Source organism: Pseudonocardia sp., assembly GCF_050246655.1.
Classification (GTDB): domain Bacteria; phylum Actinomycetota; class Actinomycetes; order Mycobacteriales; family Pseudonocardiaceae; genus Pseudonocardia.
Map to the genome: position 1 here is coordinate 19,418 of NZ_JBFWVQ010000026.1, position 12,912 is coordinate 32,329.

The following is a 12,912-nucleotide window of genomic DNA, read 5'->3' on the forward strand; positions in this document are numbered from 1 at the left end:
GTCATGGCGAGACCGTCGGCGCTGCCGGCCGAGGAGAAGACCCGGATCGTGCTGTCGATCCTGGCCGGTGAGATCACCGTCGCGGAGGCCGCACGGCGGGTGAAGGTGTCCGAGCAGTCGGTCGGGACCTGGAAGCGGCAGTTCCTGGAGGCCGGTCGGGCTGGGCTGGCCGCGGGGAAGTCCGGCCCGTCGACGCGTGAGCAGCAGTTGCAGGCCGAGGTCGCCGATCTGACCCACGCGTTGGGTGAGGCCGCGGTCGAGATCTGGGTCTGGAAGCGTTCCACCGAGGGCCGTTTGGGCCCTTCGCGGACCTCGAGGTGATCCGGGTGTCGGCGGGCATGCCGACCACGAGGTTCTGCGCCGTGATCGGCATGCCCGAATGCACCTGGCGGCGCTGGCAGGCCCGCGCCCGAGTCGGTGCGCCGACCAAGGGTCCATGGCCGCGGCCGGCCCGAGAGCGTGTTCGTGACGCGGCGCGCAGACACGCGGTCGAGCTCGCCCTGGCCGAGGCCGATCCTCTCGAGTGAGGAGTACGCAGATGACCATGACCGAGGAACCATCCGACGGCCATCCGCTCGGTGCGGGCAAGGCCGACCAACCGGGCTCGGCCCGCGAGACGATCAATCGGATGCTCGATGCAGGCCTGCTCGACGAGGTGCTGGACTGCCGATGCCGACCGGCTCGCGCTGACCGGTGAGGGCGGCTTCCTCCCCGAGATGCTCAAAGCGGTGCTCGAACGCGGTCTGGCCGCCGACCCGACCGGGCATCTGGGCTACGAACGACGCGTCGGGTCAGCGGGTGACGACGGACAGGGGCAGTGCTCGGCCGGCCAGCGACCGTCGGGATGCTGCGGGCAGCGCCGAGGCGATCCGTGTGAGCTCGCGGGCGGACGCACTCTGCGGTGTGGCGAGGACGACCGGGACGCCGCGGTCGCCCGCTTCGCGCAGCTCGACGTCGAGCGGAACGCGGCCGAGCAGTGGCGCGCCTACATCGTCGGCGAGCTGCCGGCCGCCGCCGGTGCCGAAGAGCGCCGTGTGCTCGCCGCAGCTCCCACACACCGAGGCCGACATGTTCTCCACGACCCCCGTGACGCATCGCCCGCTTTCCGCGGCCATGCGGGCCACTCGGGTGGCCACGGTCCGGGCCGTCGCCTGCGGTGTGGTGATGACCAGCAGCGTGGCGTCCGGCAGCAGGTTTAGCACAGACAGGGTGGCATCGCCGGTGCCGGGTGGGAGATCGACGAGCAGGCTGTCGAGCGCGCCCCATGCGGTATCGGTGACGAACTGGCTCAGTGCCTTGTGCAGCATCGGTCCGCGCCAGACGACCGGCTGGTCGTCGGCGACGAAGAACCCGATCGACATCAGCGCGACACCGTGTGCGGGGACGGGCAGCATCTTCTCCCCGAGCACGACGGGGCTGCGCCGCATCCCGAACAGCTGTGGGATGGAGTAGCCCCACACATCGGCGTCGAGGACGCCGACCCGCTCACCGGATGCGGCGAGTGCGGCGGCGAGGTTCGCGGTGACGGTGCTCTTGCCGACACCGCCCTTGCCGCTGGCTACGGCGAGGATCCGGGGCGCGGGAGCGCCGAGGCCGCCGGTGAGCGGGGCAGAGGAGGCGGCGACTCGGTCGGCGAGCTCCGCGCGCTCGCGCGCCGACAGCGTCGCGACGGCGACGTCCACCGTTGTCACGCTCGCGACGGCTACGGCCGCCCGATGGCTGGCGGCGGTCAGCTCGCTTTCCAGCGGGCAGCCCTGTGTGGTCAGGCGAAGCTGCACCCGGACGTGGCCGCTGCGGCTCACGGTGATGTCGCCGACCAGTCCCGCCTCGGCGAGGGTCATCCCCAGCTCGGGATCGTGCACAGCCCCGACGGCGGCGCGGACCGCCGCGAGGTCGACGACGGGCCTGCGAGACGTCAGGCGGCTCACGACCCCGCCACCCGGAACGCGCGACGGCGCGGCTTGACTGGCCGCATCAGGAACTCGGGCCTGCGCAGCCCACCCGGCCCGAGCGTCGCGCGGGTCTTCCCCAGCCACGCCCGGTAGACCTCGCGGGAGCGTCGGGCGTCGACGTAGACGTCCCCGTAGCGGTCGCCGGCGTGGGCCTTCGCCATGCGCACCTTCTGCAGCCAGCAGTGCATGCCGGAATGCGGGTCGGGTTGCACGCCGAAAGCGAGGTTCTGGTGCACGCCCGGGTCCGTCCACCAGATCCGCCGCGAGTCGGGGTCGTCGGACTCGAACGGCTCGATCCCGCCCCGGTAGCGCAGTAGCCACGAGTCCGGCCCGTCCGGGTGGGCGATGTCGACGAGGCCCTGCACCCAGCGGCTGCCCTCGTTGCCGTGCAGCCGCCAGCGGCCCATGTGGTGCGAGAGCGCGCAGACGCCCGGCCGGATGCCCTCGGTGACCCAGACGCGGGCGACCAGGTGACCGATCGCAGTGGAGAGCCGGACCAGGTCTCCGGTCGCGACGCCGTGGCGGGTCGCATCGAGGGTGTTGACCCACAGCGGGTGGGAGTTGGAGATTTCGTTGAGGTACTTGGCGTTGCCGGATCGGGTGTGGATCAGCGTCGGAAGCCGGAAGGTCGGGACCAGGACGAGGTCGCCGGCGTCGAGGTCGATCTCCGAGCGGGCGACGTGTGAGCGGATGTAGCCCGGGGTGGTGTGCTCGGGCCAGCCCCAGTCGCGCATCGTGGGGGAATACACCTCCAGCTTGCGCGACGGGGTAAGCCAGCCGGCGGTGACCGAGCCGTCCTCGTGGCGCAGCCCGACCGCCCCGGCCTCGCCGATCAGCGGGGGGACGGAGTCGAGGTCGGTGGGTTTGCGCAGCACGCCGTGCTCGTCCGGCGCGGCACCGTCCAGCTCGGCCGGGGTGAGCGGGCGCTCGTCCTGGCGGTAGAGGTCGTCGGCGACCTCGACGACGCCGTAGCGGCGCATGTAGGCCAGCGGGGTGAGGCCCTCGGCGTCGGCCTTCTCGGCCAGGCCGGGCACCCGGTTCTCGAAGATCCACCGGTAGTACTCGTCGACGGTGACCTTCTCTCCCTGACGGTAGGGCGACTCGAAGTGACGTCGGATGCCGAGCGAGCCGTCCGGGTCGATCCGCCAGGACAGCTCGAACCAGAGCTCGTTCTCCTCCCACACCTCGCCGGGGTTGGCATCCCGCGTGTCGCCCACCGGGCGGCCGAGCTTCTCCATCGCCACGCGCTTCACCGGCTGGCGGAAGCCGAGCCATCGTGCCGAGTGCGTCTCGTAGGAATGGGTGTCGTGGCGCTCGGTGGAGTGGCCCATCGGCAGGATGTAGTCGGCGAACTCGGCGGTCTCGGACCAGGTCGGCGTGAGCGCGACGTGTAGCCCGATCTTGTCCGGGTCCGACAGCGCGCGCATCCAAGTGAACCCGTCCGGGTAGGTCCAGACCGGGTTGAAGACCCGTGAGAAGTAGACCTCGACGCGGCCGCGACCTTCTTCCAGGAAGTGCGGCAGCAGGATGGACATCTCGTTGCAGGCCAGCGGGTACTCCGCGGGCCAGCCGAGGGGGTTCCAGTCGGCGTGGGCGGGCACGTCGGGACCGTGCGGGATGAACTTGTTCCAGCCGTTTGGGCTGGTCCCGCCCTTGGTGCCGATCGAGCCGGTGAGCGCGAGGACGAACCACAGCGCGCGGGACACCTGCCAGCCGCCCAGGTTGCCGGCCGCCGCGGAGCGCCAGACGTGGGCGGAGAGCCGGTGGTCGCAGTCGGCGACGAGGCGGGCGATCTCCTCGATCCGCGCCACCGGGACCTGCGCCTCCTGCGCGGCGAACGCGAAGGTGTAGCGGGTGTAGTCGTCCTCCAGCGCGCCGAGGAACGCCTCGAAGGTGCGGGGTGCGTCCGGGTGCAGCTCGTCGAGGTAGACGTCCCAGTTGAGCCAGCGGCGCAGGAACGGCTCGTCGAGCTGCCGGGTGCGCAGCAGGTACGACGCGATCGACAGCAGGATCGCCGCCTCACTTCCCGGCCACGGGGCGAGCCAGACGTCGGCATGGCTCGCGGTGTTCGACATCCGCGGGTCGACGACCACCAGTTTCGCGCCGCCCTGTTTGCCCTCCATGATCCGCTGGGCGTGCGGGTTGAAGTAGTGCCCGGTCTCGAGGTGTGACGAGAAGAGGAGGATGACCTTGGCGTGGGCGTGGTCGGGGGAGGGGCGGTCGTAGCCGCCCCAGAGCGTCTGTCCGAGCCGCGCGCCGGACGAGCAGACCTGGGTGTGTGAGTTGTGCCCGTCGCAGCCCCAGGCCTGCAGCACGCGCTCGGCGAAACCGTCCTCGCCGGGGCGTCCGACGTGGTACATAACCTCGTTACGGCGGCCCTCGAGGATCGCGGTCCGGATCCGGCCGGCGATGTCGTCGAGCGCCGTGTCCCAGGAGACCCGCTCCCACCGTCCGCCACCACGCTCCCCGGTGCGGCGCAGCGGGTGCAGGATCCGCTCGGGGTCGGTGAGCTGGTTGACGGTGGCCGGGCCCTTGGCGCAGTTCCGCCCGCGCGAGCCGGGATGGGCGGGATTGCCCTCGACCTTGCGAATCGACAGGTCGTCCTTGTCGACGTAGGCCAGCAGCCCGCACGCCGATTCGCAGTTGAAGCACGTCGTCGGCACCAGCATGTAGGACCGCGGCACCCTGCGTGGGTGTGCCTTCGCGTCGTACCCCACGTGGTGGTCCCACTCCGACACCGGCGGGAAGTTGCGCAGGTGCTCGTGGGTGCGTGCCCCGGGGAGCGGGTGCCCGACCGCTGGCGGCGCGGCGACCGGCGCCGGGGCGGTCGGTGTGGCGGACTCGCCTGCGGCGGGGGGAACAGTCGCGGTCATGAGGGGGACCTTCCGGCGTGGTAGGCGCGGGTTAGGGCGGGATCGGGTCGATCGCGACTCAGGAGAGCGGCACGTCCTGGCCCGCGCGAACGAAGACCGACTCGTAGGCGAGGAGGGCGACCTGCACCGCGAGCCCGCCGACGACCGTGAGCACCGGTGCGCCGCCGTCCCAGCCGGGCGCGGCGAGCACGGCGGCCAGCCCGGCGAGCAGTACCGCGCCCAGCCAGAACGTCCGCGCGTAGCGACCGTGGGTCACCATGTGTGCGGCCGCCGCAGCGTGGCGGCTCGCGTGCCTGCCGCCGTACTCCAGCAGCAGCATCAGCACGTGCAGGGCCGTGGCGACGACGAGCGCGCGGGTGACGAAAACGCCGTCGCTGCCCGCGATGGTGGCCGCGACGGCGAGGGCCCCGGCACCGACCATCACCGCCTGGACGGTCAGGTGCCAGAACAGCAGCGGCGACTGCCACAGGTCGCGGCCCTCGGCCTGTCCGAATAGGAACGCGGTGTAGCCGGCGACCATCACCCCGGTCGGCAGTGCGGCGACGGCGAGCACGCTCCGGACCGCGTCCGAGGGGGCGGCCAGCCCTGTCGCCACACCGATCCCGTAGAGCAGCCAGAGGCCGGACACCAGCGCGAACGCGCCCAGCGCGTAGGCGCCGAGGACGAGCCACGACCGGAAGTTGGACCTGGTGACGATGTAGAGGAACCGCTCGGGCCGCTTCAGGTCGGTCACCAGGAGTAGTCCCGTGGCGGCCGTCCCGGCCACCCCTAGGGCGGGTGCCACGATCGTGCTGATCAACCCGAGGTCGACCCCCAGCAGCACGGCGAGCGCGGCCACGAGCAGTGCCCCGCCGCCCAGTCCCTTCGTCCAGAGGTAGGTGGTGACCCGCCAGCCCCACGGTCGCGGGTGCGGCGTATTGAGGGTGGTGCGGGCGCCGCTGACGGGATCGACGGGCAGGTCACCGCCGACGTCGAGGCGGTGCTGGTCCGGGGTGGAGAAGACGTACGTGTCGTCGACGGGCGCGCCGAGCGGGTCGAGTACGGCGCGGTCCGCGCCCAGGTAGAAGACGTTGGGACCGGTGTTCTGCTCCGGGGCGCGCACACTGACGGGGTTCGAGTTCACCAGCTGCGAGATCCCGCTGGCCGGGTCGTCCAGATCGCCAACCCAGATCGAATGCGTCGGGCAGACCACGACACAGGCGGGCTCCAGATCGGCGTCCACCCGATGGGCGCAGAAGTTGCACTTCGCCGCCGTGTTCGTGACGGCGTCGATGTAGATCGCGTCGTACGGGCAGCCCTGCATGCAGCTCTTGCACCCGATGCAGCGGTCGCGGTCGAAGTCGACGATCCCGTCCGTGCGTTTCCAGAGCGCGCCGGTCGGGCAGATCCGCACGCACGGCGCATCGGTGCAGTGGTTGCAGCGCATGACACCGAAGTCACGTGTCGAGTTCGGGAACCTTCCCTGGTCGACGTACTTGACCCAGGTCCGGAACTGACCGACCGGTACCTGGTGCTCGGTCTTGCACGCCACGGTGCACGCGTGGCACCCGATGCAGGTGCGCTGGTCGATCGCGAAGCCGTACCTCACGGCCACACCTCCCTGTGGGCCGACGCCGTTCGCCGGGACGGAATGGGAGGAGTCTTGCATCCATCCTAATGTTCGGACAAGGTGTCCGAATATTGATACGCTTTGCTGCGAACGGACGAGGTGGGCCCGTCGAACTCGTGTCGCCGGGATGCGCCTGTTCGGCATCCGAGGAGCGGCGTTGCCGGCGAAGCCACGCCGGAATCGTCGTGCCGGCCCCGCCGCGCTCCCCGGGATGACGCGGCTTGCGGTGGCGCCTGGCTCTGCCCCGTCGGATGCAGGCGTTCGGCCCGCTGGTCCTCAGAGAGGTACGCCGAGACGCAGTGCCGCACCGGCGAGCTCGGCGATCGTCGAGATGAGCGACGCCGGCAGCGCGTCGTCGTCGCCCTGCCCGGCACCGTCCGCATTCGGCCGCGGTTCCTCCTGCGGCTCCGCATCGTCGATCATGAGCATCGTGGACCTCCCGCCCGAGTCGACGCAGGGCGAAACACGGTATCTCTTGTACTAATGATCGTACAACTAGTCAGCCGATAGGATCGTCCTCGGAGTCGAGGACGCGGGCGGTCAACGCCCGGGACTGGGGAGGGACACCGGTGACCTCGGTCGTGAGGCCGGCGAGCCGGGCCTGGTCGAGCACGCTGCGCAGGACGAGCGCACCAGTCATGTCGATCCTGCCGAGCCGGGCGAGGTCGACCACGAGTCGCCGGGCGGCCGGGTGGGTCGCGACCGCGTCCAGCAGCGCCGTGTCGAGGCGCTGGGCGGTGCCGAACCAGAGGACGCCGCGCGGGGTGATGGTGAGATCGGACCCGTCGACTCCCAGGTCGATCTCCATCTGCAGCGAACGCCACAGGAAGACGGCGATCGACAGGCCAATCCCGATCAGGACCGCGAGGTCGAGCCGCGGGGCGAGCAGGACAGTAGCGACGAACGTTCCCCACGCGATGAGGGCTTGTGGTACGGAGACCTGCCAGATCCGCACCAGAGGACGGAACCGCAGCAGGTTGAGGACCGCCACGACCACAATCGCTCCGAGTACGGCGAGGGGGAGCGGCTCGAGCACCGCGGCTAGCGGGAGGAAGGCGAGCACAGCGCATCCTGTGACGGCGCCCGAGAGCCGGCTTCGTGCACCGGAGAGCCGGTTGACCGAGCTGCGCGAGAACGAGCCGCCGCAGGGCATCCCGCCGGTGAACGCTGCGGCGATGTTCGCCACGCCCTGGCTCACGAACTCGCGGTTGGCGCTCCATCGGGTGCGGTCTTCCGAGGCGAACCGGCGGGAGATCGACGCGGCTTCCGTGAACCCGATCAATGCGATCAGCGATCCAGGCAAGAGCAGCGCCGGGATCTCGGTCCAGGCGACGGTCGAACTGGTGAACGGGGGGAATCCGGCCGGGATGCTCGCGACGACGGGCGCGGAGTAGACGCCGGACAACGACACCGCGATGCCGATCGCCGCCGCGACGAGGACCCCGGGGAACAGCGCGTGCAGCCGGCGTCCGCCGAGGATTACCAGCGCGGTCGTCGCCGACATCGCCACCGCGGCCGGGTGCCATGCAGCCGGGTGGGCGAGAGCCCAGGCGGCGTCGGCGATCTCACTGGTGAAGGGAGGCGCCGGAACCCCGAGAGCCTTGGCGGTCTGCGAGCTCGCGATAAGCACCGCCGCGGCGGGGACGAATCCGAGCAGCATGGGTTGCGACATGAGGTAGGCGAGCCAGCCCGCACGCAGCAAGCCAAGGGCGATCCGGACCACTCCGACGATGAGCGCCAGCGCCAGGCCGAGCTCCACGTATCTCGGACTACCGGGAGGCGCGATCGACGACAGGGCGCCGAAGGTGAGCAGGGCTGTGATCGCCACCGGCCCCGTCTGCAGGTACGGCGAGGACGCGAACGCCGCGGCGAGGATCGGCGGCGCCGCGCTCGCGTACAGGCCGACCACGGGCGGCATGCCGGCGAGGTCGGCGTAGGCGAGTGACTGCGGGATGAGCACGAGCGCGACGCTGAGACCGGCGAGCATGTCGCCCGCGAGCGCGCGTAGCGGCGCGCTCCGCGCGTCGTCCACGTCTCGTGCAGCCATCGCTCACCCAAATGTCCGACCAACTTGTCCGGATATTGTGCCTCGACACCCGGGCGGACGAACAGCTCCGATCGAGGGCAGCTACCGGGCAGCCACGACGGCGAGGAGTGCGAGCAGCACAGCAGCCGCGACCGTTCCGGCGGCGGCGGTCACCAGCCGTGGTGAGACAGGGTTCCGGTGGTCCCTCAGCGTGCGGAGGATCGTTGCACAGCGCAAGGGCGCGACGACGGTGGTGGCGGTGGGTCCGGCCGTCAGGACCAGAGCGCCCTCCCAGAGAGTCGTGGCCGCGTGGGTGAGGAGCGCGCCGAGCGTGACCGCCGCGAGGCCTGTTCGCCGCCAAGCCAGAGCGGTCCGCTCCGCCTGGGCACCGGCGTCGGTGAGGAGTCCAGGCCGCGCCCTCATCGGGAGTTGGCAAGCAGGATGAGCAGCGCGGCTCCGACGATCACGATCGACGCCCCGGTCGTGAGGATGCCCGGCAATGCGCCGATGGGGAGCGGCTGGTCGTGGCGCAATGCCCGTTCGGCGCGGTCCCACCGACGGTAGGCCCCGGTGGTGACGATCGTCGCCAGCGCGAGGGGGACGACGGTCAGGCCGATACGCACCGGCTCGGGCCCCAACCGGGAAGCGAGGCTCTGCAACGCCACCGCGCCCGCGACCAGGGCCAGACCCGTCCGCAAACTAGGCCAGGAGTGTGCGCTCGTTGGCCAGGGTGAACCGGTAGTCCGGGTCGTGGCCCACCTCACGCAGCGGCGCCCTGCGCGGTCTCATCGGGAGCCGTCCCGGAATCGGCGACGTTCGTCTTCCATCGGCGAGACGCGACGCCGGTCATCGGCCGTGACTGCAACATGAAGATCGCGGCAGGGCGGCCGCACTGGACACTGCATCAGCGCTACGCTAGTACGGCCAACAGGACAATTCGTGAGAATGTATCGAGGGAATGATGGCGCGCGGGACCAAGGCTCGGCCGCTGGACCGCAGCAACCCGCTTCCGCTGTGGGCGCAGCTGCAGGCGGACCTGTTGCGGCGTCTGCGTGCCGGCGCGTTCGAGGATCACTTCCCCGGAGAGCACGAGCTGGTCGCGGACTACCAGGTCAGCCGCCACACCGTTCGGGACGCGATGCGCCGACTGCGCGAGGACGGGATCGTCGAGTCCAGCCGCGGACGCGGCACGTGGTTGCGTAAGCAGCGCATCGAGCAGCCCCTCGGAGCGCTCTACTCGCTCTTCCGTTCGGTCGAGGCGCAGGGGCTCGAGCAGCGCAGCGTCGTGCGCGCACTGGACATCCGGGTGGACGAATCCGCGGCCGCTCGACTGGACAGACCTGCCGACACCGAGTTCGTGTATCTCGAGCGCGTGCGCCTTGCCGACGGTGAGCCGCTCGCCCTCGATCGGGCATGGCTCCCGCGTGCGATCGCCGGGCCGCTGGTGGAGGCCGACTTCACCCACTCCGGCCTGTACGACGAGCTCGCGAATCTGACCGGAACGCGGCTGACAGGCGGTTCCGAGACGATCACCGCGGTCGTGCTGTCCGCCGCGAACCGGCGGTTGCTGAAGATGCCCACCGGGATGGCAGCATTCGAGGTGCATCGCCGGGGTTGCCTGCGCAACCAGCCGGTCGAATGGCGGGAGACCGTCGTGCGGGGAGACCGGTTCTGCGTCACGGCCCGGTGGTCCCCCCACGAGGGCCTCCGGATGGGCGTGAGCAGCGGCCTGGGCGGACGCTCGTCCGGGTAGCCGAGTCCTCCGCCACGGCCACGTGCCGCCGTTCGCCGAGCCTTTTGTATCCGATGGGAGTAATCCGGCGCGGCCCGGAGCGGTAACCGCAGGCCGCGGTGCAGTTCTGCACGGCGACGGGGAGTATTACCCATTGTTCACCGTTCTCCGCCGGACTTAGCTTTTCCGGGACAGAACGGGTGCCGACGCCCGCCAGCGGGCCGGCACTCTCCGGCGGTGCAGCGGGGCGGTGATGGCATCCCTGGCGATCATGCGTCGGTTCCGGCCGGATCGGGGACGCCGACGCAGGCACATCCTCGTCGAAACCGGATCCGTCCTCTGCTGGCGACCCTCCGTCGACAGGCATCGCTAGGCGGTCCGGGCGGTGGCCGATGCGCGCGGAAATCGACCCCGCAGCGCATTCCTCGGTCATATCAGTACAGACTGCAGTACTCGGCACTCGCACGTGAGTCGGGCAACAAGGGCGCGGAGGAGAATCATGACGCTCAGCAACAAGATTCCGGTTCCGGAGGGACACTCGCTGCACCACGTCCTGTGTCCCCATGACTGCCCGGACACGTGCTCGATGCTCGTCACCCGCGACGACCGCACCGGGAAGGCGGTTGCGCTCCAGGGCGACCCCACCCATCCGGTGACCCAGGGATTCCTGTGCAACAAGGTCAACCACTACCTGGAGTTCGTCTACAACGACAATCGCGTCCTGTATCCGCACAAGCGGATCGGGCCGAAGGGTTCCGGCGCCAGGTTCGAGCGGATCTCCTGGGACGAAGCCCTCGACACGATCACGACAAATTTCAAGAAAACGATCGCGGAGTACGGCCCCGAAGCGGTGCAGCCGTTCTCCTATTCCGGGACCATGGGCATGATCGGGTTCTGGGGAATGGACCAGAGGTTCTGGAACAAGATGAACGCGGCTCGTCTGGAGCAGACGATCTGCATCTATGCGGCGATGTGGGCGGGGCTCTACACCTACGGGTTGGCCAACCCGCCCGGTATCGACCAGGCCTGCAAGGACGGAGCCGAGGTCGTCATCCTCTGGGGTGCGAACCTCGTGACGACCAGCGTGCACAGCATCCCGTTCATCCTGGATGCGCAGAAGCGCGGCGCGAAGATCATCGCGATTGACCCGCGCGTCACCCGCACCACCAAGATGGCCGACTGGCACATCCAGCCCCGGCCCGGTACGGACGGCGCACTCGCCCTGGGGATGATGAGGGCCATCGTCGACGCCGATTTGCACGACGAGGACTTCCTCGAGGAGCAGACGATCGGCTGGCGAGAGCTCATCGAGAAGAGGCTCCCGGACTATCCGGTCGAGCGGGTCGCGGAGATCACCGGTGTGCCCGAGGAGACGATCGTCCGGCTGGCGATGACGTACGCATCGACGAAGAAGAGCTTCATCCGGGCGAACTACGGGTTGCAGCGTCACCAGAACGGTGGCCAGATGTCGCGCGCGATCCTCGTCCTGCCTGCCCTCACGGGCGCGTGGCGGGAGAAGTGCGGCGGGGCGGGCTTCGGCAACCTCGAAGAGATGTGGATGCAGCTGCCCATGGACAAGCTGCAGCGGCCCGACCTCGGGAGCCGCAGCGAGTCCCGCGTGATCAATATGATCCAGATCGGCCGAGCGCTCGCGGACAACATGGGGATCGATGGGAGACCGCTCGACCCGCCCATCAAGTCGATCTTCGTCTACAACGCCGATCCGGTGAACGCTTGCCCGAACTCGAACAACGTCCGTAAGGGCTTCATGCGCGACGACCTGTTCGTCGCGGTGCACGACACCTTCTGGACGGACAGCTGCCAGTACGCGGACATCGTGCTGCCCGCGGACACCCAGCTCGAGCGCACCGACATGGGTGCCGCCTACGGCAACTACTACTTCTCCTTCAACCGGCCGGCCATCGAACCACTCGGGGAGAGCGTGCGGAACACCGAGCTGTTCCGCCTCCTGGCGCAGCGGATGGGCTACATCGACGGCACGGACAATGCGTTCACCCAGACCGACGAGGACATGGTGCGGGAACTCGTCGACGACACGAACAACCCGCTCATGGAAGGCATCACGTTCGAACAGCTCGAGGAGAACGGCTGGGTCGCGGCCAACGTCGACTCAGAGCGACGGAACTACGTGAAGAACGGGTGGCCGACACCCAGCGGCAAGATCGAGATCTGGTGCGAGGCGCTGGTGCGGGACTACCCCGACCAGGATCCGCTGCCGACCTACGTGCCCGAGATCTTCGGCCAGGAGGACCCGCTCCGGGCCAAGTACCCCATCCAGGTCCTGTCGAGCGCGGTACACCAGTTCATCGGGAGCTCCTTCCAGCACGTTCCGAGGTTGCACGCCATGCAATCGCGTCCCACCGTGGAGCTCAATTCCGAGGACGCCGAAGCCCGCGGTATCACCGACGGCGACCTGGTCCGGCTGTACAACGACCAGGGCGAGACCTACTGTCACGCGGTCGTCGTCCAGGGCCTGATCCCGGGCGTCTGCGGGACCCAGAAGCAGATGAACGGCAGCCACACCAAGGGCGGTCGCAACATCAATGCGCTGAACACCGAGATGGTCACCGACTTCGGGCAGAGCCCGTCCTTCTACTCCGTTCTCGTCGAGATCGAGAAGGTCAACAACGCGTGACGTGATGCACGTCCGGGTCGCCCGTCGAAGCGTGGGGACGACCCGACACATTCGAATCGGATCG

Annotated in this window: 10 protein-coding genes; 4 read left to right on the top strand and 6 right to left on the bottom strand. The window is 69.6% G+C overall.

The window, feature by feature from the left end; genetic code table 11:
- The first annotated feature begins 3 nt into the window (after positions 1–3).
- On the top strand, positions 4–321 hold the full coding sequence (locus AB7J25_RS11450; protein WP_428507972.1) for a transposase: 318 nt from the start codon (positions 4–6) through the stop codon (positions 319–321).
- 217 nt (positions 322–538) lie between these two features.
- The gene (locus tag AB7J25_RS11455; RefSeq protein ID WP_428507974.1) at positions 539–697 is read left to right on the top strand and encodes a hypothetical protein; all 159 of its coding nucleotides are present in this window, start codon (positions 539–541) and stop codon (positions 695–697) included.
- Between the two features lie 94 nt (positions 698–791).
- Here AB7J25_RS11455 and AB7J25_RS11460 read toward each other — a convergent pair whose 3' ends face one another.
- The 6 genes from AB7J25_RS11460 to AB7J25_RS11485 all read right to left on the bottom strand — a co-directional run bounded on the left by AB7J25_RS11460 (position 792) and on the right by AB7J25_RS11485 (position 9,158).
- On the bottom strand, positions 792–1,928 hold the full coding sequence (locus AB7J25_RS11460; RefSeq protein ID WP_428507976.1) for an Mrp/NBP35 family ATP-binding protein: 1,137 nt from the start codon (positions 1,926–1,928) through the stop codon (positions 792–794).
- Positions 1,925–4,825 carry a molybdopterin-dependent oxidoreductase gene (locus AB7J25_RS11465; RefSeq protein ID WP_428507978.1) on the bottom strand — a complete coding sequence of 967 codons (2,901 nt, stop codon included), beginning with the start codon at positions 4,823–4,825 and terminating at the stop codon, positions 1,925–1,927. The genes AB7J25_RS11460 and AB7J25_RS11465 overlap by 4 nt, the downstream gene beginning before the upstream one ends.
- Positions 4,826–4,883: 58 nt before the next feature.
- Positions 4,884–6,413 (bottom strand): 4Fe-4S dicluster domain-containing protein, encoded by a 1,530-nt coding sequence (locus AB7J25_RS11470; RefSeq protein ID WP_428507980.1) that lies wholly within the window; start codon positions 6,411–6,413, stop codon positions 4,884–4,886.
- Between the two features lie 297 nt (positions 6,414–6,710).
- Positions 6,711–6,863, bottom strand: a complete 153-nt coding sequence (locus tag AB7J25_RS11475; protein WP_428507982.1) for a hypothetical protein — start codon at positions 6,861–6,863, stop codon at positions 6,711–6,713.
- A gap of 70 nt (positions 6,864–6,933) precedes the next feature.
- The gene (locus AB7J25_RS11480; protein ID WP_428507984.1) at positions 6,934–8,481 is read right to left on the bottom strand and encodes a SulP family inorganic anion transporter; all 1,548 of its coding nucleotides are present in this window, start codon (positions 8,479–8,481) and stop codon (positions 6,934–6,936) included.
- A gap of 398 nt (positions 8,482–8,879) precedes the next feature.
- Positions 8,880–9,158, bottom strand: coding sequence for a DUF202 domain-containing protein (locus AB7J25_RS11485; protein ID WP_428507986.1), 279 nt, complete (start codon positions 9,156–9,158; stop codon positions 8,880–8,882).
- Between the two features lie 263 nt (positions 9,159–9,421).
- On the opposite strand from AB7J25_RS11485, the gene AB7J25_RS11490 reads away from it, so the two are divergent.
- Complete coding sequence (locus AB7J25_RS11490) at positions 9,422–10,213, top strand: GntR family transcriptional regulator (protein ID WP_428507988.1); 792 nt, start codon at positions 9,422–9,424, stop codon at positions 10,211–10,213.
- Positions 10,214–10,691: 478 nt separating this feature from the next.
- The gene (locus AB7J25_RS11495) at positions 10,692–12,848 is read left to right on the top strand and encodes a molybdopterin-containing oxidoreductase family protein (protein ID WP_428507990.1); all 2,157 of its coding nucleotides are present in this window, start codon (positions 10,692–10,694) and stop codon (positions 12,846–12,848) included.
- Positions 12,849–12,912: the final 64 nt, after the last annotated feature.